Origin of the sequence: Methylobacterium sp. 1973, from assembly GCF_040545035.1 — a bacterium.
Lineage (GTDB): Bacteria > Pseudomonadota > Alphaproteobacteria > Rhizobiales > Beijerinckiaceae > Methylobacterium > Methylobacterium fujisawaense.
Genome location: NZ_JBEPLA010000011.1, coordinates 147,143 through 166,444, shown reverse-complemented (window position 1 = coordinate 166,444; position 19,302 = coordinate 147,143). Strand labels below are relative to the sequence as shown.

Genomic DNA, 19,302 nt, shown 5'->3' with positions numbered 1-19,302 from the left:
GTGAACGCTTCTCCGGTCCCAGAGGCGTCAGCTCGGGTCGATGTCCCGCGCAGCGTCCGGATTCCCGACAGCTTCTGTCGTCTCTTCCGACAGATCAGCCCCTGGCGCAGCGAGGCCATAGCGCTCGATCTTGGCGTAGAGGAGCTGCCGCTGGATGCCGAGGCGGCGGGCGGCGCGGGCGCGGTTGCCGTCGGCTTCGCGGAGCGCGGCGGCGATCATGGTCCGCTCCAGGCGGGCGACGGCGCCGGGCAGATCCCCGGCCAGCCAGCTGTCCGCCGTATCGCCGCCACGCCGGTCGGTCCGCATCGCCGGCAGGTCGATCGCCTCGGCCGCGATGGCGCCACCGCGCACCAGCATGGCCGCCCGCTCCACGACGTTGCGCAACTCCCGGACGTTGCCGGGCCATTCGTAGGCCAGCAGGCGCGAGGCGGCTCCACCGCTGAGGCGCTTGCCCGAGGGCACGAGGAAATGCTCGGCCAGGGGCACGATGTCGGCGAGGCGCTCACGCAGGGGCGGCAGGGTGATCGGCACGACGTTCAGCCGGTAGAACAGGTCGGCCCGGAACCGACCCTCGGCGACCAGCTGCGGCAGATCGCGATGCGTCGCCGCCACGAGGCGGACATCGACCCGGGTGGACCGACCCCCCAGCGGGGTCACGACGCAATCCTGGATCACCCGCAGGATCTTGGCCTGCATCGCCGCCGGCATGTCGCCGATCTCGTCCAGGAACAGGGTGCCGCCCTCGGCCTCGTGGAAAGCGCCGGCGCGGTCCGCGATCGCGCCCGCGAAGGCCCCCCGGACATGGCCGAACAGCGCGCTCTCCAGGGCATCGGCCGGGATCGCCGCGCAGTTCACCGGGATGAACGGCCGCGCGCGGCGCCGCGAGAAGGCGTGCAGGGCCCGGGCGACCTCTTCCTTGCCGGTGCCGGTCTCGCCCTGGATCAGGATCGTCGACGCGCTGTCGGCGACGAGGCCGATGGTCTTCTGGATCTTCCGCATGCCCGCGCTCGATCCGATCAGAACCGGATGCTCCGGCGGCGGGGCGGCGCTGCCCGGATCGAACCGGGCCTCGCGCAGCATCGCGTCGAGCACCGCGGCGAGGTCCGCGCGGCCGATCGGCTTGGTGAGGTGGTCGTGCGCGCCGAGGCGCATCGCCTCGATGGTGTTGGCCGGGCTCGCGAAGGCGGTCAGCACCGTCACGGGCGGGGGCTCCGGCAGGGCACGGATCCGCTCCAGCGTGGCCATGCCGTCGAGGTCGCCGGGCATGCGCAGGTCGAGGAGCACCGCCGCCACCGGCCCCTCGTGCAGCCGCGCCAGCGCCTCCGAGCCGGACGCGACCGGGACCGGTGTATGTCCGAGATCGGTCACCGTCTCGGCGAGCCCGTCGCGCAGGGCTCTGTCGTCGTCGACGATCAGGATGGTTGCCATGGCAGATCCAGGACAAAGGTGGTCTCGGGGGCGTCCGCGACCAGCCTGGCCTCGCCGCGATGCGCCAGGGCGATCTCGCGGACGATCGCGAGGCCGAGGCCGGTGCCGTCGGGCCGGCTGGTGACGAAGGGCTCGAACAGGCTGGCGCGAATCGCCGGATCGATGCCGGCGCCGGTATCGGCGACGCTGAGGCGCAGCCGCAAGGCGCCGTCGGCCGTGAGCCGTTCGGCCCCGAGGCGGATCCGGCCGCCCGGCGGCGCGTGCTGCAGGGCGTTCAGCAGCAGGTTGTCGAGGGCCCGGGCGATCTGCGCCCGGTCGAGATGCGGATGGTCCGTGGCGGGCAATCCGTCGGCGGCGATCGCGATCCGAACGGAGCGCGCGTGCGCCAGATCCTCGTGCAGATGCGCGCATTCCGCCAGGAGGGGCGCCACCGGCGTGGGAGTCCGGTTGAGCGCCCGCGCCTGCGTCAGGTTGAGGAGGTCGCGCAGCAAAGTGTCGACCCGGGCGATCTGGCCGAGCACCGTCTCGAGGGCGGAGGCGGCGCGGTGCGGATCGCCGCTGACCAGGGCGTTCTCGGCCTTCAGCCGCATCGCCGCGATGGGATTGCGGATCTCATGGGCGATGCTCGCCGCCAGCCGGCCGACCGCGGCCAAGCGCTCGGTCGCCACGATGCGGGACTGCGCCTCCCGCAGCCGACCGCCTGCGGCGTTGAGGGCGTCCACCAGCCGGTCGAGCTCCCGCTCGCCGGTGCGGTCGAGATGCGGCAGATCCTCGCCGTCCGGGCGCGGCGCTGCGAGTGCCGCTTCCAGGCGGGCGATCCGCCCGGAGAAGCCGTACAGGAACCAGCCCAGGAAGGCCGCCGATCCGAGCACGGTCGCGGCCAGGAAGCCGAGCCCGGCGAGGAAGCGCGTGTAGGTCGGGCCGTCGTTGACATGCGCCCGCGCCATCGCCCACGCCGTGAGGCCGGCCTCCGGCCCGTGAAGAGGGCAGGCCTGAAGCATCAGCACCTGGGTCCGGCTCGGCCGGCGGTCCGAGACCGCGTGGTCGACGCGCAGGGCCTGGGCGTTCAATGCCGCGATGGCGTCGTGCTCGGCCGCCGGAAGGTCGGTCTTCGGTCCGGTCCCCTCGTAGGTCGGATAGGCGTAGGCCACGGACTTGCCCGAGGCGCTCCAGATCCCGCCCTCGATGCCGGGGAAGCGCGCCAGCGCGGCGGACACGGTGCCGACGCGGTCGCCCTCTGTGATTCCGCGGCCGCGGGCGCGGACCAGGGCGGCGTAGCGGTCGATGATCTCGCGGCAGGCGCGGCCGACCGCGAGATCGGCCTGCGCCACCTGGACGCCGGTCGATTGATTGTACACGCCGAACATCAGGTAGGCGGTCGCAGCCGCGGAGGCGAGCAGCAGGACCCAGAGCGCGAGCAGCCGGGCGCGCAGGCTGTAGGCCGTCACGACGAAGTCCGACCGGGCATGGCGCTGGCTCCTGCGGCGGCGCCGTGCGCGCCCGGACCCATCCCTAAGCCAAGGCCCGGCCCGGTGACCACTCGAAGGCCGCACGCGGGCCGCGATGCCGAGTGCCCCGCGCGCGAGCCGTCCCGAGCCAGGCCCGGGACCGCCGGGAGAGGAGCACCGCGTCCGGTGTTCCTCTCGGTAGCAAGACAGTCAGTCGTCGACGGGAACGCGACCGCTCACTTGCGGTTCGTGATCAGGCTGTCGACGTTCTTGTTGGCTTCCTTATTCTCCTTCCGCTGCATCGCCACCTCGTGCTTGGTGTCCTTCATCGACATCTCATCACGCTTGCCCTGGGGCATCTCCTTCGGGGCCGCCAGAGCGGGCGTGATGGACCAGACGCAAGCCAGGCAAAGAGCAGCGCGAGCCGTAGTCTTGAACATGATGCCTCCTCCATTCAATAGATAGTGCAGGACGTCTTGGAGATGTCGCTGGTTCCTCATGCGTGGATCACGGACGTGCGATCCGTTGCGGCGTCGACATGGCGCGTGCAGGCGGGCGTCGCGCGGATGCCGTCGTCTCAGGGCGGACCCGACGGGTTGACCGGCAGCGCGTCGCTTCCGAGCTGCAGGCAGGTCAGCATCGCCACGTAGGATGGGGCGCCGCCGATCTGGCTCTCCGCCGCACAGGTCAGGCGCTCCGCCACGTCGAACGTGGCCCAGCGCCTGATCAGGGTGCGCCGCGCGGCAGCCTCGTCGGACAGGCAACCCCGGTAGCTCGCCCGATCGACGGCGCTGGATCCCGCCCGGTGCTCCGGCGCGCAGATCGCCCGGATATTGAAGTCCGGAACCCCCGACGCCCGCGCGGACGCCGTCAGGGTTCCGCCGAGGAGCAGTTCGAGTCCCAGGACGGCCGAGATCCAGAATCGCCGCACGCGACCCTCCCGTGTTCGTGCCGACCGGGCCGCGCCTGAGATCCATCGGGCGCGGCCGTCCTCAGCGGTCGGTCACTGGCCGGTCTTGGCACCCGCGGTCGTGCCGGTGGCCTGCGGCACGCCCTTGTCGGCCGCGGCGGCGGTCGCCTTCTGGGGCACCGCGACCGCATCGATGACGTCGAAGCGCATGTTGTCCTGGGCTGTCTTCAGAGCCGCATTCGCTTCGTAATACTTGCCCTGTCCGATCAGCGCCGCCGCCTGGTCGACATTTGCGATGGTCGTGTTCAGCGGCAGGACTGCCATCGTGAAATTGACGTCGACATGGGCGAGCTTGAGCTTCTCCAAGGCGCCTTTCTGGTCACCCTGTGCGAGGTTCTTGTTCGCCTCGGTCACCGCCGAGGCCTTGGTGGGCGTGGCCACGAAATCGTCGCCCAAGGTCAGCTGCGCGTCGACAGGCACCCAGGCGACCTGCTCCTTGGAAGCCGGCTTGGCTCCGGCCTTGTCCCCCGGCGCGGTCGCCTTGTGAGCGGCCATGTCGGCCGGCGACTTGAGCTCGGCCTCGGCCTTGGTGAACACCGCGTCGTCGGACTTGGCCTTCGCGAAGGCCGCCTGAGCCTTGGCGATCATGTCCTTGGCCTGGCCGGGATTGGCCTCGAAGATCGCGAGGCGGGTAAGCTGGAGATCCCTGAAGCCCTGCGCGCCGTCCTTCGAGAGCTTGCCGACATCCTTGTCGATCGCGGTCTGGCTCGCGCTGACCTGCGTGCCGTTGTGCTGGGCCGCCTGCTCCGCCGCGTAGGCCGTTCCGCCGACGATTGTGGTGAGCACGAGGGCCGCAACCATGGATTTATGGTAGGACATAATGAAATATCCCTCTATTGCCGGAGACAAGGCCTTCATCTGCATTGGCCTTATTCATTCCGTGTTCAGATAATAGACCGGCGATGATTTGGTGGCATGTCCGCATGATTAAAAAACGGCAATGCGGTGGACGGCATCGGAGACCGGGTGGCGATGGCGATCCGTCGGCCGGCGTCGCGGGTTCCTCCGCGGCGCGCGCTCAGCGCGGCAGGAAGCGGCCCGCGCGCGCTTCCAGCAGGCGGACCAACGCGGGCGCCATGAACGCGTAGGCGTCGGGGACATCGAGGCAGACGAGGCGGACCCCGCGCAGATGTGCCCCGAAGCGCCGCATCATCTTGCGCCGGTGCGCGGGCTCCATGACGACGACGATCTCGGCCCAGGCGAGATGGTCGACGTCCACCGGCTCGTCGGCGTCGGGCGACACGCCGGCGCTGGCCGTCTCGATCCCAGGGACGCGCGCGAAGATCTGCTCTGCAGTCGGGCTGCGGGCGCGCGCCCGGCCGCAGACGAACAGGATCCTCACACGCCCTCCGCCAGGACGGATTGCCGCTCGAACAGGGCCCGATACGCCCCGTTCGGGCGACGCTTCAGGGTTGCGTGGGGGCCGTCCTCGACGATGCGGCCGCGGTCGAAGACGAGGATGCGATCGAGGGCCCGCACCGTCGACAGCCGATGGGCGATGACGATGGCGGTGCGCCCGCGCATCAGTCGGATCATGGCCTCCTGCACCAGCGCCCCGGATTCCGAATCCAAACTCGAGGTCGCCTCGTCGAGGATCAGGATCGGCGCATCCGCCAGGAAGGCGCGGGCGAGCGCCACGCGCTGGCGCTCGCCGACCGAGAGCTTGACCCCGCGCTCGCCGACCAGCGTGGCGTAGCCCTTGGGCAGCCGCCCGATGAAGGCGTGCGCGTTCGCGAGATGCGCCGCCCGCTCGATCTCCTGCGCCGAGGTGCCGGGGCGGGCATAGGCGATGTTCTCGGCCAGGGAGCGGTGGAACAGCACCGGTTCCTGGGGCACGATGGCGACCTGAGCCCGCAGGCTCGCTTGGCTCGCCGACGCCACGTCCTGTCCGTCGATCGCCCACATGCCGCGGGAGATCTTCCGGACCGTGGAGCCCGAGAAGGTGTTGGCGTGCCACTCCGGGGAGAAGCGCTGGACCCGGCCGAAGCCGTTGCGGACGATGCCGCTCATGGTGTGCAGCGAGAGCGGCACCACCAGGCTCCACGCGACATGCCGCAGCACCGCGGTGGCGAGGCCGAGCCCGGTCATCGCCAGGAAGGCGGGCCACGCCGCCTCCAGCGCCGCGCGGCGCTCGTTGCCGGAAAGGGCATCGACCAAGCGGCCCGCGTAGAGCGGCAGCAACACTTCCGCCAGGGTGGCGAGCGTGATCGCGCCGGTGAGACCGGCGACGAGGGGCCAGCGCCTGTGCCAGCTGCGGACGACGAAGGCCAGGACGCGACGGACCGCGTCCGCCTGCCGGGGCGAGGACAGAGACATGCATGTGCCCAACGCGGGCAGGCGTCGGCTCCGAGCGACGCGGGCGCACCATCGCGAAGGATGCGCGCCGGCGAAATGAGACGGGCGTGTATTCAGGAGCGCCGGGCAGCGGGGCCGGGCGAAAGCGGGAAGCGTTTAGCCGACCCGCACGGGGGCGCGGTCAAGTCCTGCGGGGAGGACGGCAAACACAGCACTCATGCAGCTCCCTCCCGATGCCAGCGCGACAGTTCCCGAGGCTAGGAGAGCCCGAACTGATTCGCAACGCGCGGCGCACGGTCGTGCCAATGTGGGTTGCGCCGCGCCCGGAACGCTTCTCAGTCGACTGGGCGGCCGCCTCGCGCCGACCGGCGCGCCGGGATCCGTCCCGATGAGGGCGCCAACCGGTCACGCTTTGTTGAAAAGCTGACGCAGGCCGGTGTAAACATGTCTGTGCAAGTCTGGCCTCTGGCCAACGACCTGGTTGCGCGCTTCTTGATTGCTGCGACGCATCCGCAATTGGAGACGGACGGTGTCGCACTCCCTGGTGGACCGGGACGCGCTCGATGAACTCACGGCCGTCATCGGCGCGGAGAAGCTCGTCGGCCTCCTCGACCGGTTCGTCGTCAGTCTCACCACCGCCTTCGAGGGGCCGGATCGCGCCAATGACGATTACGGCCGCGAGGCGCATACGCTGGTCTCGATGTCGGGCATGCTCGGCTGCGCCGAGCTGTCCCGGGCCTGCCGCGGTCTCGAGGAATCCGCCAAGGCCGGCGACGATCTGACTGGATCGCTGATCGACCTCAGAACCCTGCGCGACCGGACGATCGCGGCCCTCCGGGACCTGCGGGCGCAGACCCGGCTCAGCGCCTAGCGCCGGGCAGCAAAGTCCGGATCAGGCCGCCATCACGGCGTCGAGGGGCGCCTCGAAGGTCAGCACCGCGCCCTCGCGGGGATAGCTCAGGTGGGCGGTCCCGCCGAAGCTGTGGGCGAGGCTGCGGGCGATGAGACGGGTGCCGAAGCCCGTCCGGGTCGGAGGCGTGACGGGCGGTCCGCCGCTCTCCTCCCACCGGAACCGGAGCGTCTGCCCGCCCGCCGCCTCCGCGACGTTCCAGGTGATGCGGACCCAGCCTGCGGCCACCGACAGCGCGCCGTACTTGGCCGCGTTGGTCCCGAGCTCGTGCAGCATCAGCGCCAGGGTCATGCCGTGCCGCGGGCCGAGCGTCAGATCGGGGCCGGCGATGCGGAAGCGGCCCGCCACGCCGTCCCCGTGGAGGGACACGGCCCCCTCGACCAGGCCCGTCAGTGAAGCCCGGGCGAAGGAGCCCTGCAGCAGGACGTCGTGGGCCTTGGCCAGGGCCAGAAGCCGCGCGGCCAAGGCCTCGCCGGCCGCCTCCAGCGAGGGCGCGTTGCGCATCGTCTGCGTGGCAACGGCCTGGACCATGGCCATCGTGTTCTTCATGCGATGGGCGAGTTCCTGCATCAGCAGCGTCTGGTTCGCCTCGGTCAGCTTCAACTCGGTGATATCGCGTGACACGGCCAGGATGCGCTCGGGCCGGTCCGGTGCCGCGCCGATCGGCGTGACGGCCACGTCCCACCACCGGATCGTGCCGCCGGTCTCCGACTGGGCCTGAAACCGGCTCGGGCGTCCGATCCGCGCCCGGTCCAGGGCCGCGGCCACGGCCTCCCGATCCTCGGCGCGCGTCCAGGCCTCGATCCAGGGCCGGCCGATCGCCTCCGCCTCGTCCGCGGCGGCGGACAGGGCCGGGCCGTCCTCGCTGGCGGTGATCAGGCACCCGTCACGGTCCAGCAGTTCCAGGAAATCGTTTGTGGCTTGCTGTGACCCCGACGGGAGCAGCCGGTCGGTGGCGCGTGGTGCCATCGCCGAGCCGAGCCCGGAAGATCCCCGGAATGTCGGCCTGTGCGGCGTCGCAATCCATTCGGCCGCCAGGCGCCCGGCTTCGACACGGCTCGCCGCTTCGACGATCCGACCGAGCCGCCGGCTCCGCTGCCGTTCCCGGTCCGCCTGCGTTGTGGCCTGGGAGAGCAAGTGGCGCAGGCGGATGTTCTCCGCTTCGAGCGTCTCGACGTGGCACTCAACCCCGTCGATCCGCGGCCGTACGATGTCCGCATCCATCGCCCGCCTTCCCCCCTCGTCGTCGCGACGGGGCGCCCGTGCAAGGCGCACCGCCGGAGGTCTCCCGATCACGCGGCGCGGCGACGCGAAGTCGGAGCCTGAGCGGCACTGGCGGTCTGAACCGCTTCTGGTGCCGTCTGGCCACTCGCAGCCAAGCGAATCGCTGGACGTGTCACGCTAGCATGGCGCGCGGGATAATCAAACGAGTACGGTATTCGGTCGCAGGTGAGACGGTTTTAATCGCCGAGTGCAGGCGCGAAGACGGTTACTTATTTCGCATCAGCAGCACGAGCCAGCCGATCCCCAGGATGAAAATAATTAATCCGATCGAGACGAAGACGGGGGTGCCGAGGTCGATCAGCCGGGGCGCGAGCTGGGTGGCGAAGGCCGCCACCACCAGGGCCACGGCGACCCGCGCGGCGGCGCGCTCGATGCCGCGGGTGACCTTGTCGAGGCCCTTCACCTCGATCTCGACGGTGACGCGCCCCTGCTTGAGGCGCACCAGCATCAGGTGGATCAGGGTCGGCAGCTCCGAGGCGGCGCCATACAGACCCACGCCCAGAGCCTCGGCCTTCTGCTTGAGGGCCGAGAGCGAGAACTGCGTCTGCATGCTGGCGCGCACCGTGGGACCGGCGGCGGCGAACAGGTCGAAGTTCGGGTCGAGGTGGCGCATCACGCCGTCGGCGGTCACCAGCCCCTTGAACAGGATGGCGAGGTCGGTGGGCATGGCGAGGTCGTTCTCGCGGGCCATGTTCATGAAGTCGGTGAGCACCAGTCCGAGATTCAGCGGAATCGACGAGTGGCTCTCCACGAAGGACTGGGCCGAGACCTGGAGGCGGGTCAGGTCCGGGTTGCTGGTGCCGGTCCAGTCGAGGAGCACGGCCATGAGGCCGTCGGCATCCTGCTTGAGCATGGCGCCGATCAGCACGAGCAGCTGCGAGCGCCGCCGCTGCGACAGCCGGCCGATGATGCCGAAATCGATGAAGCCGATCTTGTTGCCGGGCAGGGCCAGCATATTGCCGGGGTGCGGATCGGCGTGGAACACGCCCTCGATCAGCGCCATCTGCAGGAACGCGTCGGTGCCCTTCTGGGCGAGCAGCTTCTTGTCGATGCCCGCCGCGCGCAGGGCCGCCTCATCGTTGGGCGGGATGCCGTGGATGAAGTCCTGCACCAGCACGCGCTCGGAGCAGTATTCCCAGTGGATCTTCGGGAAGACGATGTCGTCGCGGTCCTCGAAGATCTGGGCCAGCAGCTCGCAGTTGCGGGCCTCGTTCAAGAGATCGAGCTCGCCGTTCAGCCCGTCGGCCAAATGGCGCATCTGCTCCCGCGGCTGGTAGCGGGCCATGTCGGGCCACTCGTTCTCGACGATGCGGGCGCCGTGCGCCATCAGACGCAGGTCCGCCTCGATGATCTTGCGCAGGTTCGGTCGCAGCACCTTGACGATCACGTCCTCGCCGGAGTGCAGCCGCGCCCGGTAGACCTGGGCGATCGAGGCCGAGGCGATCGGGTTGGTGTCGAACTCGGCGAAGACCTCGAAGGGCGAGCCGCCGAGATCGAGTTCGAGCTGCGGGCCGATCTGCTCCCACGTCACCGGGACGACCTGGCTGTGGAGCTTCTGAAGTTCCTCGGTCCAGGCCGGCGACAGGAGATCCGGCCGGCTGGCCAGGACCTGCCCGAACTTGATGAAGGTCGGCCCGAGCGCCTCGATCGCCCGGCGCAGCCGCTCGGGCTCGGACAGGCGGGTGACGTCGACCCGGGGCTGACGGCGCGGCACCAGCGGCAGGTAGCGCAGGCCGAGCCGGTCCACGACGCGGGTGACGCCGAAGCCGATCAGGATCGTGGCGATCTCGGACAGCCGCTGACGGTCGCGGGCGGCAACGAAGGCTGTCTTCAGCATGAGTGGGGCGATCCGGTCGGACGGGATTGGGCGTCCGGACAGCACGAGCATAAGGACTTTTTTGCGGTCGCGAACCCCGGGAAGCCCGTCGCGGCCGAGAGAGCCGTCGCCGCAGGCGTCAGGCGGGGGCGCGTTCCCGAACCTGCCGCCCGTGCCGGATGCGGACGATCAGGAGAGCCGCGCCGTCCGCGACAGGGTCGATCCCGTGCGCGTGCGAGTGGGGGCGCACGGGCGGTCCGACGTCCCACTGTCCAGGCGCCGTTCGGGGATGGGATGCCGGCATCCGGAACGCGTCGAACAGGCCGTCGCGGTGGCGCCCGCCGCGCAGGCCTCGGCGACGCTGTCCTGATCGCGTCGGACCGGGTCGCGCGCGCACAGTCACTCGCATGCCTTTCGCGGCCCGTATCGGCTGCGCTTCGGTTCCAGGCTCCATGGCCTCGGGATGGCCCCGGGCAGCGAGACGTTCATCCGGCCCCCCCCCTGCGCTCCGGGGCAGGTTGTGCCGACGACGATCAAGAGCTTGACCGGATCCGGCCGCATCGTGCGTTTCAGAAGGCGGGCTCCAGCCCGCTCGCCCGGTATGCCGCAGCCGCCGCCGGCGTCGTCAGGCCGGCCAGGAACCGGGCGGCGCCGGCCCGGTCGGTCGCATCGCGCAGGATCGCGGCCGCGAAGGTCGTCACCTCCTGCACCGGCTCGGGGAAGGGGCCGACCACCGCGATCCCCGGCACCACCATCAGCTCGCTGATCTGCTGGACCGCGATGTCCGCCTCACCGGAGACGAGTTTCTCGGCGGTGAAACCCTGCGGGATGATGGTCGCCCGGGCGTTGACCGCGTCGGCGAGGCCGAGCCGCGGCAGCAGGCCGGCGAAGTAGATCCCGCTGGCCCCCGCTCGGGAATAAGCCACGGACCGCGCCTCCACGAGGGTGCGTTTCAGCGCCTCGACGCTCGTGATGTCCGGATGAGGAGCGCCCGCCTTGACGGCGATGCCGTAACGCGAGCGCACGACATCGACCCGGCTCTCGGGCTCCACGCGGCCTTCCGCGATCAGCCGGTCCATGGCGTCCGACAGAACCACCACCGCGTCGGCCGGCTCACCCTCGGCGAGCGCCTTCATGATCACGGTGGTCGGCGCCCAGTGGATCGCCGTCCGGCCACCCGCGGCCTCGCAGGCCGGGATGACATGCGTGTCGAAGGCGCCGCGCACCACAAGGGCGCATTTCAGCCGTGTCACCGTCTGCCCGTCTGCCATGTCGTGTTCCATCGGGTTGCGTGGGCGACTGTCGATCCACCGATCGGATGGCCGCGCCCGCACTTCATCAGGATGCGGCGTCCGGAGGGGCGTGCCGTCGCCCGGAAGCCTGGGCGCCGTCACCGCGGTGGCGCAGCCCGTGAATAATCGATCCCCGCGAACCCGCCGCCCTGGTAGCGCTCGACCACCGGGTCGCCGCTGGTCTTGCCTTCCAGGGCCGCGGCGTAGGAATCCGCGCTGTCTTGCGGGGTCCAGCCGATCACGGCGCGCCCGTCCCGCCGCCACCATGTCATGCGGCTGTTGTTGGATGCGGCCCAGATCACCACCGAACCGGCCGGTCCGAGGCTCGGCGCCAGGGTGGCGCGGGCGATCAGCCGGGTCAGGTCGGCGTAGGACAGCCAGGTCGCCAGCATCCTGGCGTCGGCGGGCTCCGGGAAGCACGAGCCGATCCGCAGGAAGACGCTCTCCACCCCGTGCTTGTCGCGGTAGAGGCCACCCATAAGCTCGCCGTAGGCCTTGGACAGGCCGTAGAAGCCGTCCGGCGCGAGGCTGCAATCGTCGTCCAGCACCGCGGAGCGCGGGTGGAACCCGATGGCGTGGTTCGAGGAGGCGAAGATCATCCGCGCGCCCTCGCGGCGGGCCGCATCATAGACGTGGTAGAGGCCGCGGATATTGGGGCCGATCACCGTCTCGAACGGATGCTCCACCGAGATCCCCCCAAAGTGGAGGATCGTGCCACAGCCCTCGGCCAGCCGCAGGATCGCCGGCCCGTCTTCCAGGTCGGCAAGCTGGAAGCGCGCCCCCGCGGGCAGGGGGTCGGGGAAGGGGACGCGGTCGGTGAGCCGGAGGGTCCATCCCTGTTCGCCGAGGGCGCGGGTCAGCACGCGCCCGAGCGCGCCCGAGGCTCCGGTCAAGAGGACGGGTTTCTGCGGGACGGTCTCGGTGGTCATGGGATGCGGCTCCGGAGAGCGCTCTCGGCCGACGGTGTCCCCGGTGCGGCGTGGGAGAACGCGCGATCGATAGGGATAGACAGCTGCGCGCGGTGGCGGGGCCACGATACACGGCAGCGATGCAGTTCTCACCTCGCGACGCGCAGGGCCCCTCTCCCGTACGGGAAAGGGGATCCGCGCTCCGCTCGGATTCCGTCCGGTCACGCGGCCCGTTCGGAACGGACCGTGTCCCGGATGTCGGGTTTTGTCCCGCAGTCCGTGACGGTCGGCTGCAATCGGGTACGGCGATGCGAGCGGCGAGGGTGGCGGTGAGCCCCGCGGCTGCACGACGCTCATGGCCAACGGCGCCCCTGCCTCAGCCCCGCCGCGGGACGCGGCGGAGGAAATCGGGGTTGAGCTCCGACAGGCGGTTCACGCCGATCAGCGCCATGTCGCGGTCGAGCTCCTCCTTGAGGATCCGCATGGCGAGTTCGACGCCCGCCACCCCGCCCAGCGCCGCGGCGAACATGAAGGGCCGGCCGAGCAGGACGAAGTCGGCGCCGAGCGCCAGGGCCTTCATCACGTCGGTGCCCCGGCGGATGCCGCTGTCGACGATGATCTTCAGGCCGCCTTTCCGGGCGGCGATCTCCGGCAGCACGTCGAGGGGGGCGACGGCGTAGTCGAGCTGGCGGCCGCCATGGGTCGAGAGGATCACGCCGTCGACGCCGCACGACCGGGCGATCTCGACATCCTCCGGCGCCAGGAGCCCCTTCACCAGCAGGTTGCCGGACCAGCGCTTGCGGATCGCCTCCAGGTTCTTCCACGAGAGCTGGTCGCGGGCGATGGTGTTGCGCACCGCCCCCTGCGACATCATCGGCGGTCCGCGCGTCGCCTCGGTGTTCTCGAAATGCGGCGCCCCGTGCTGGAGGAAGGTCCGGGCGACGGTGCCCAGGAGCCAGCGCGGGTGCGTCGCGCTCTGCCACGCCACCTTGGGCGTCACCTTGATCGGCATGGAGAAGCCGCTGCGGGTGTTGTGCTCCCGGTTGCCCAGCGTCGGCGTATCGGCGGTGACCACGAAGGTCCGGTAGCCCGTGGCCTCGACCCGGTCGAGCAGACGGTCGATCCGGTTCTGATCCCCCGGCAGGTAGCCCTGGAACCAAGCCTGCGGGTTCTGGGCGTACACGTCCTCCAGCTTGATCAGCGAGGACGCGCTCAGACACATCGGCAGGTTCATCCGCCGCGCCGCCTCGGCCAGGACGAGGTCGCCCCGGTAGGCGATGAAGGCGGCGCCACCCAGCGGACCGATGCCGAAGGGCGCCGCGTAGGTCTGGCCGAACAGCGTCGTGGCGGTGTCGCGCCCTGAGGTGTCCCGCATCAGCCGGGGCAGAAGGGCGTAATCGGCATAGGCACCGCGGCTCTGCGCCAGGGCCGATCCGGTCTCGACCCCGCCGGCCACGTATTGAAAGATCATCGGCGGCAGGCGTTTGCGTGCGTGCCGCTCGAAATCATCGAGCGCCAGCAGGTCGCGGAACCGGTAGGGCGTGACCGCGTCGCTGCGCTTCAGGCTGGTGACGATCGCCTGCGGGGCGGCGATGCCCGCCGCCGACGCGTCGGCGCCGCCGATGGTTGGCGCCGCACGCTCGGGCGTTCTCAACTCGGACGCTGGCCGGTCGAGCGTCGCCATCGGATCCTCCTCCGGGCCGCCCCGATACACGGCTGTCTTGAAAGCGCTTTCAGATAGTCAGGAGGCGAGAGGGGTGTCAATATACTGCCGGTTCGCAGGTCCGGCCGCGTCACGCATCGACGCGATGCAGATATGCCGTCGATCCGGGATGATGCGCATCGCGCGGACCATCGATGCTGGCTGAGGGAAGCAGACGATTTCGACGCGGGAGCAGACCGGGGCTTTGCCTGGAGACATTCTCGACCCGCCATCCCGGGGCCCGGTGGCGCGGGATGTCGCCCGCCGCGCCGGTGTTTCCACCGCCACCGTCTCCCGGGTGCTCAACGGCTTCGCCGGTGTCCGGGCCGACAAGCGGGAGGCCGTGATGCGCGCCGCGCAGGACCTCGGCTTCGTCGCCAACGGGGCGGCCCGGGCGCTCTCGACGCGCCGGTTCATGGCGGTCGGCGCCGTCGTGCCTAACATCGAGAACGAAGCCTTCGTGCGTGTCCTGTCGAGCTTCCAGGACCGCCTGCGCCAGGCAGGCTACACCCTGGTCGCCGCCAATGCCGGCTACGATCTGGAGGACGAGCTGCGGGAGGCGACCTTCCTGCTGGAGCGCGGCGTCGACGGGCTGATGCTGGTCGGCGACATCCACCATCCGGACCTCCATGCGCGGATTGCCCGCGCCGGTATCCCGATGGTGCAGACCTTCAGCCTGTCCCGCGAGCGCCCCTGCGTGGGCTTCGACAACGCCGCCTCGGCGGCCCGGGCGGCCAACTATCTGATTGATCTCGGGCATCGCGGGATCGGTGTGATCTCCGGCCTGCGCAAGGACAACGATCGCGGCGGCGCCCGGGTGACGGGCATCGCGGCGGCGCTCGCTGCCCGCGGCCTCGGTCTCGCACCGGAGCACGACATCGAGATCTCCTACGGGATCGGCGGCGGCCGCGACGGATTCCGCCAGATGCTGGCCGGCGGAGAGCCGCCGACCGCGATCATCTGCGGCACCGACCAGATCGCCTTTGGGGCGATGATCGAGGCCCGGGCGCGGGGGCTCTCCATCCCCGGAGACCTGTCGGTGATCGGCCACAACGATTCCGACTTCGCGCCCTTCCTGGACCCGCCGCTCACGACGATCCGCATCCACTCCGCCGAGATCGGGCACGCCGCCGGCGACCACCTGATCGCTCGGATCCAGGGCAAGCCGGTGGTGCGCCTCACCGAGATCGACGCCGCGTTGATCCTGCGCGCCAGCACCGCTCCGCCCGGGCGTCGCGGAACCTGACCTGCGCTATCTTGCTACCCATTTGAAATCGCTTACAACACCACGACCGGCCGCGGGCCGGCGCTTCGACCAGCCCGGGACACGGCATGGCTCCCCGCATCGTCCTCCTGCACGCGACACCGGTCGCCATGGCACCGATCCAGACCGCCTTCGCGGAGAACTGGCCGGAGGCCGAGACGGTCAACCTGCTCGACGATGGTCTCTCGCTGGATCGGGCGAAGGAGCCGGCCGCGATCTCGGAGGCCATGATCGAGCGCTTCGTGCGGTTCGGCCGCTACGGCCACGACATGGGTGCCGACGGCATCCTGATCACCTGCTCGGCTTTCGGGCCGGCCATCGACCGACTGATGGAGGCCGTGCCGGTGCCGGTGCTCAAGCCGAACGAGGCGATGTTCCGTGCCGCCATCGCCAGGGGCGAGCGCATCGGCATGCTGGCGACTTTCGGCCCCTCGGTCGGCACGATGACGGACGAGTTCGAGGAATTCGTCGCCGAGACCGGACGTCCGGCGAGCCTGCGGACGATCCTGGTGGACGACGCGATGGCGCGTCTGCGCGCCGGCGACGCCGAGACCCACAACCGTCTGGTCGCCGAGCGGGCACCGGAGCTTGCCGATTGCGACGCGCTCATGCTGGCGCATTTCTCCACCTCCCGGGCGGCCGAGGCGGTGCGCAAGGCCGTGGACGTCCCGGTCCTGACTGCGCCCCATGCCGCGGTCGACCGGATGCGGGCGATGGTCGAGACCGGCGGGAGCGCCTGAACCATGAAGCTCGGTGCCTTCCAGGACCGTCTCAGCGGCCATTGCGGTTTCCTGTTCACGGAGCTGCCGCTCTCCGAACGCTTCGCGGCGGCGGCCCGGGCGGGGTTCCGTGCCGTCGAGCATCCCAACCTGTTCGCGACGCCGGCCCGGGAGGTCGCGGGCTGGCTGGAACGGGCGGGCGTGCCGCTGGTCCAGACCGGCTTCCCGGCAGGGGACGCCGCCAAGGGCGAGAAGGGCTTCGCGGCGCTGCCCGACCGGGTCGCGTACTATCGCTCCACCATCGAGCCGACCCTCGACTACGTCGCGCAGCTCGGCTGCCGGATGGTCCACCCGATGGCGGGCGTCCGTCCCGCGGGGGTCGAGCGGGCGCGGCTCTGGGACACCTACCTCGACAACCTCGCCTTCGCGGCCGATGCCGCCGGGGCGCGCGGCATGACGGTGATCGTGGAGCCGATCGGCCCCGGCTCGATCGCCGACTACGTGATCGACGACCCGCTGGTGGCCGTCGAGGCGATCCGGGCGATCGGCCGCGACAACGTCAAGCTGCTGTTCGACGCCTATCACTGCGTCTGCCTCGGCCACGATCCGGCGGCGCTGATCCGGGCGCACGCGCCGCTCATCGCCCATGTCCAGATCGCCGACGATCCCGGACGGCACGAGCCCGGGACCGGCACGATCGCCTTCGACCCGATCTTCGCCGCCCTGGAGGCGGTCGGCTATTCCGGCTTCGTCGGCTGCGAGTACCACCCCGCCGCCGGCACCGAGGCGGGGCTCGGCTGGATTCGGGCGGCGGCGGTCTAGGGTTCGGGCCGGATCCTCAGAACCGGGCGGCGACGCCGCCGATGATCGTGCGGGGCTGCCCCGGCGTCGCGTAGCGGTTCTGGAACGCGCGATCGTAGAACGTCGCGTCGAACACGTTGTCGACGTTCAGGTAGATCCGCACGCCCGGTGCGATCTGATAGTACGAGATCAGGTTGACCAGCGTGTATTGCGGCAGGTTGAAGGTCGAAAGCGCCGTTCCCGCGGCGCGCCGGCCGACGAAGTCGAGGCCGCCGCCGAGCCCGAGCCCTTTCAGGTCGCCGCTCTGGAACTCGTAGACGGTCTGGAACGCGAGGCTGTTGGCGGGCACGTTGGCGATGCGCGTGCCGACCGGCAGGGTGTTGTCGCGGGCGACGGTGGCGTCGACCCGCGTGTAGGTCCCGATCACGCGCCAGCCCGGGGCCAGGTAGCCGGCGGCGGTCAGGTCGAAGCCGCGGCTGCGGACCGTGCCGGTGGCCACGCTGAAATTCGGGTCGACCGGATCGGTGCTCAGGATGTTGGAGCGTCGGATCTCGAACAGGGCGGCGGTGGCATCGAGACGGCCGTCGAGGAGGCTGACCTTCGCGCCGGCCTCGTAGCCCTCGCCCGCCTCGAACGCGAAGGGCCGGCCGCTGCGATCCGTGCCGATATTGGGCCGGAAGGAGCGCGCGTAGTTGCCGTAGACCGCCACCGTGTCGGTCAGGTCGTAGAGCAGGCCGAAGCGCGGCGTCGCCACCAGGCCCTGCAGGCCGGTGGTGGCCTTGGTCAGGTTGTTCGTCGAGACCAGCCCGAGGTCCTCGACCCTGACGCCCACCAGGGCATGGAGACGGGGCGTGAGGTCGATCTGGTCCTGCACGAAGCCGGCGTAGCTCTCCGTCTTCTGCAGGAAATTCGTGACCCGCGCGGTGATCGGCGGCAGCGGCTGTCCGTAACGGGGCGCGAGCAGATCGAGGAGGAACGGGTTCGTCGCCACATTCGAGCGGTCGAACACCTCGCGATAGCGATAGAGCTCGTATTCCAGCCCGAGCAGGAGCGTGTGGCGGAACGGGCCGGTCTCGAACTTGCCCGCGAGGTTCACCTGCAGGTCGAGGTCGGACCACGTCAGGTCCCGCCATTCCAGCGTCCGCCTCTGGGTCCGCCCGTTCGGCAGCAGGCCGATGGCGCCGACCCCGTAGCCCGACAGGTTCCCGCCGAGCACCTGGGCCCCGGCATTCAGCACCCAGTCCTGGTCGAACCGGTGCTCGACCCGCAGCTGGCCGAGGGCGTTGTCGACATGGGCCGGGGGCAGGCCCGGCTCGCCGATGAAGCGGCTGCGCGGCAGGGCGCGCAGGTTGCCCCCCAACGGGACGACGCCGCGGTCGAAAGTCTGCGCCGTGCTGATGAAGTCACCCTCCAGGGTGATGGTCGTGTCCGCGTTCGGCTTCCAGGCGATGACCGGGGCGAGGGCGTAGCGGTCGCTGGTGACGAAGTCCCGGAAGCTGCCGTTGTCCTCGACGGCGCCGGTGACGCGCGCCAGAACCTGCCCGCTCTCGTCGAGGGCGCCCGTGGCGTCGAAGGTGCTCCGCTTTGCGCCGAAGCTGCCGTACTGCGTGCCGACCGTGAGGGAGCGCGCCGCGAGGGGTTGCTTGGTCACGATGTTGAAGGTGCCGCCGGGGTCGCCGCGGCCGTACAGGAAGGCCGACGGTCCTTTCAGCACCTCGATGCGCTCGATGGAGACGATGTCGGGGCTGTTCGGGTAGCCGCGGTTGATCGGGAACCCGTTGCGGTAATACTCGCCGGTGGCCAAACCGCGGATCGTGAATTCGGTCAGGCCGAGGCCGCCGAAATTGTTGCCGCGGCCGACGCCCGCGAGGTCGAGGGCCGTGTCGATCCGCGTGGCCGCCGCGTCCTCCAGCACCTCCTGCGGCACCGCCACGATGGTCTGGGGCACCTCGCGCACGGGCGTGTCGGTCCGCGTGGCGCTCACCGCCCGCGTGGCCCGGTAGCCGTCGATGCGGGACGGCCCGTCGCCGGTCCCGGCCACCGAGAGCTCCTCGAGCTGGACCTCCTGGGAGTTGTCAACGATAGGTTGTGCCCAGCCGGAAGTCGGAAGAAATACTGGAGCGAGGAAGAGAGAGATTCGGGCCGCGCGCCTGGAAACGCCGCGCGATGCCTGCGTGCAAGGTCTTGCACAGTTACGCCAAACCACGATGTCGACCGTTCTGTTTCGGATGGCGCCAGATACGGTGCAGAAACATTCACGGTCAAGCTTGATTGCGAAAGGGTTCGCAAAGCTAGATTTCGAATAATTACAATCTGATCGGGATCGACAGTTCGGCCGGGCTGGCGGAGCGCGCGGCGTACGGTTGAGCAGCTCCGTTGTTGCCTCGAACTTCCGGTGCTCGTGTGTGGACGAGCGAGCGGTGGATGTATCGGAGCCGTTCGGCCCCATCATCTCGGGCCGCTTC

The 19,302-nt window shown here is 70.2% G+C and carries 17 protein-coding genes; 4 read left to right on the top strand and 13 right to left on the bottom strand.

Going from position 1 to position 19,302, the window contains the following annotated elements; genetic code table 11:
• Positions 1 to 27: 27 nt before the first annotated feature.
• The 7 genes from ABIC70_RS20790 to ABIC70_RS20760 form a co-directional block, all read right to left on the bottom strand.
• Positions 28 to 1,428 (bottom strand): sigma-54-dependent transcriptional regulator, encoded by a 1,401-nt coding sequence (locus ABIC70_RS20790; protein WP_043758779.1) that lies wholly within the window; start codon positions 1,426 to 1,428, stop codon positions 28 to 30.
• Positions 1,413 to 2,876: a sensor histidine kinase gene (locus ABIC70_RS20785; protein ID WP_278305852.1), complete on the bottom strand. Its 1,464-nt coding sequence runs from the start codon at positions 2,874 to 2,876 to the stop codon at positions 1,413 to 1,415. Before ABIC70_RS20785 ends, ABIC70_RS20790 begins: the two co-directional genes overlap by 16 nt.
• Positions 2,877 to 3,112: 236 nt before the next feature.
• Complete coding sequence (locus ABIC70_RS20780) at positions 3,113 to 3,316, bottom strand: hypothetical protein (protein WP_043382839.1); 204 nt, start codon at positions 3,314 to 3,316, stop codon at positions 3,113 to 3,115.
• Positions 3,317 to 3,453: 137 nt separating this feature from the next.
• Complete coding sequence (locus ABIC70_RS20775; protein WP_354440926.1) at positions 3,454 to 3,807, bottom strand: hypothetical protein; 354 nt, start codon at positions 3,805 to 3,807, stop codon at positions 3,454 to 3,456.
• A gap of 72 nt (positions 3,808 to 3,879) precedes the next feature.
• Entirely contained in the window at positions 3,880 to 4,665 is a 786-nt protein-coding gene (locus ABIC70_RS20770; protein ID WP_182591793.1) for a YfdX family protein, read from the bottom strand.
• Positions 4,666 to 4,864: 199 nt separating this feature from the next.
• Complete coding sequence (locus tag ABIC70_RS20765) at positions 4,865 to 5,188, bottom strand: low molecular weight protein tyrosine phosphatase family protein (protein WP_053609496.1); 324 nt, start codon at positions 5,186 to 5,188, stop codon at positions 4,865 to 4,867.
• Positions 5,185 to 6,162: an ATP-binding cassette domain-containing protein gene (locus ABIC70_RS20760; RefSeq protein ID WP_274926877.1), complete on the bottom strand. Its 978-nt coding sequence runs from the start codon at positions 6,160 to 6,162 to the stop codon at positions 5,185 to 5,187. Before ABIC70_RS20760 ends, ABIC70_RS20765 begins: the two co-directional genes overlap by 4 nt.
• A 508-nt stretch (positions 6,163 to 6,670) precedes the next feature.
• On the opposite strand from ABIC70_RS20760, the gene ABIC70_RS20755 reads away from it, so the two are divergent.
• The gene (locus ABIC70_RS20755) at positions 6,671 to 7,012 is read left to right on the top strand and encodes an Hpt domain-containing protein (protein ID WP_043354763.1); all 342 of its coding nucleotides are present in this window, start codon (positions 6,671 to 6,673) and stop codon (positions 7,010 to 7,012) included.
• A 21-nt stretch (positions 7,013 to 7,033) separates the two neighbouring features.
• Here the strand turns inward: ABIC70_RS20755 and ABIC70_RS20750 are convergent, their stop codons facing one another.
• The 5 genes from ABIC70_RS20750 to ABIC70_RS20730 all read right to left on the bottom strand — a co-directional run bounded on the left by ABIC70_RS20750 (position 7,034) and on the right by ABIC70_RS20730 (position 14,035).
• Positions 7,034 to 8,275 (bottom strand): sensor histidine kinase, encoded by a 1,242-nt coding sequence (locus ABIC70_RS20750; RefSeq protein ID WP_053609494.1) that lies wholly within the window; start codon positions 8,273 to 8,275, stop codon positions 7,034 to 7,036.
• Positions 8,276 to 8,540: 265 nt separating this feature from the next.
• Positions 8,541 to 10,172 carry an ABC1 kinase family protein gene (locus ABIC70_RS20745; protein ID WP_043382852.1) on the bottom strand — a complete coding sequence of 544 codons (1,632 nt, stop codon included), beginning with the start codon at positions 10,170 to 10,172 and terminating at the stop codon, positions 8,541 to 8,543.
• A 548-nt stretch (positions 10,173 to 10,720) separates the two neighbouring features.
• Positions 10,721 to 11,422 carry a molybdate ABC transporter substrate-binding protein gene (locus ABIC70_RS20740; RefSeq protein WP_354440922.1) on the bottom strand — a complete coding sequence of 234 codons (702 nt, stop codon included), beginning with the start codon at positions 11,420 to 11,422 and terminating at the stop codon, positions 10,721 to 10,723.
• 119 nt (positions 11,423 to 11,541) lie between these two features.
• On the bottom strand, positions 11,542 to 12,372 hold the full coding sequence (locus ABIC70_RS20735; RefSeq protein ID WP_354440920.1) for an NAD-dependent epimerase/dehydratase family protein: 831 nt from the start codon (positions 12,370 to 12,372) through the stop codon (positions 11,542 to 11,544).
• A gap of 355 nt (positions 12,373 to 12,727) precedes the next feature.
• Complete coding sequence (locus tag ABIC70_RS20730) at positions 12,728 to 14,035, bottom strand: alpha-hydroxy acid oxidase (RefSeq protein ID WP_354440918.1); 1,308 nt, start codon at positions 14,033 to 14,035, stop codon at positions 12,728 to 12,730.
• A 223-nt stretch (positions 14,036 to 14,258) separates the two neighbouring features.
• Here ABIC70_RS20730 and ABIC70_RS20725 point away from each other — a divergent pair, with 223 nt between their 5' ends.
• From ABIC70_RS20725 to ABIC70_RS20715, 3 genes are all read left to right on the top strand, one after another.
• Positions 14,259 to 15,299, top strand: a complete 1,041-nt coding sequence (locus ABIC70_RS20725) for a LacI family DNA-binding transcriptional regulator (protein ID WP_053609491.1) — start codon at positions 14,259 to 14,261, stop codon at positions 15,297 to 15,299.
• Between the two features lie 86 nt (positions 15,300 to 15,385).
• The gene (locus ABIC70_RS20720) at positions 15,386 to 16,057 is read left to right on the top strand and encodes an aspartate/glutamate racemase family protein (protein ID WP_053609490.1); all 672 of its coding nucleotides are present in this window, start codon (positions 15,386 to 15,388) and stop codon (positions 16,055 to 16,057) included.
• A gap of 3 nt (positions 16,058 to 16,060) precedes the next feature.
• Positions 16,061 to 16,858 (top strand): hydroxypyruvate isomerase family protein, encoded by a 798-nt coding sequence (locus ABIC70_RS20715; RefSeq protein WP_053609489.1) that lies wholly within the window; start codon positions 16,061 to 16,063, stop codon positions 16,856 to 16,858.
• 16 nt (positions 16,859 to 16,874) lie between these two features.
• On the opposite strand, the gene ABIC70_RS20710 is transcribed toward ABIC70_RS20715, so the two are convergent.
• A complete protein-coding gene (locus tag ABIC70_RS20710; protein ID WP_354440915.1) occupies positions 16,875 to 18,878 on the bottom strand; it encodes a TonB-dependent siderophore receptor in 2,004 nt (667 codons plus the stop codon).
• Positions 18,879 to 19,302: the final 424 nt, after the last annotated feature.

What these genes read in the sequence shown, in the direction of transcription:
- ABIC70_RS20790 (WP_043758779.1), bottom strand. Translation starts at nt 1,428, where the DNA reads ATGGCAACCATCCTGATCGTCGACGACGACAGAGCCCTGCGCGACGGG.
- ABIC70_RS20780 (WP_043382839.1), bottom strand. Translation starts at nt 3,316, where the DNA reads ATGTTCAAGACTACGGCTCGCGCTGCTCTTTGCCTGGCTTGCGTCTGG.
- ABIC70_RS20770 (WP_182591793.1), bottom strand. Translation starts at nt 4,665, where the DNA reads ATGTCCTACCATAAATCCATGGTTGCGGCCCTCGTGCTCACCACAATC.
- ABIC70_RS20760 (WP_274926877.1), bottom strand. Translation starts at nt 6,162, where the DNA reads ATGTCTCTGTCCTCGCCCCGGCAGGCGGACGCGGTCCGTCGCGTCCTG.
- ABIC70_RS20750 (WP_053609494.1), bottom strand. Translation starts at nt 8,275, where the DNA reads ATGGATGCGGACATCGTACGGCCGCGGATCGACGGGGTTGAGTGCCAC.
- ABIC70_RS20745 (WP_043382852.1), bottom strand. Translation starts at nt 10,172, where the DNA reads ATGCTGAAGACAGCCTTCGTTGCCGCCCGCGACCGTCAGCGGCTGTCC.
- ABIC70_RS20740 (WP_354440922.1), bottom strand. Translation starts at nt 11,422, where the DNA reads ATGGCAGACGGGCAGACGGTGACACGGCTGAAATGCGCCCTTGTGGTG.
- ABIC70_RS20735 (WP_354440920.1), bottom strand. Translation starts at nt 12,372, where the DNA reads ATGACCACCGAGACCGTCCCGCAGAAACCCGTCCTCTTGACCGGAGCC.
- ABIC70_RS20730 (WP_354440918.1), bottom strand. Translation starts at nt 14,035, where the DNA reads ATGGCGACGCTCGACCGGCCAGCGTCCGAGTTGAGAACGCCCGAGCGT.
- ABIC70_RS20720 (WP_053609490.1), top strand. Translation starts at nt 15,386, where the DNA reads ATGGCTCCCCGCATCGTCCTCCTGCACGCGACACCGGTCGCCATGGCA.
- ABIC70_RS20715 (WP_053609489.1), top strand. Translation starts at nt 16,061, where the DNA reads ATGAAGCTCGGTGCCTTCCAGGACCGTCTCAGCGGCCATTGCGGTTTC.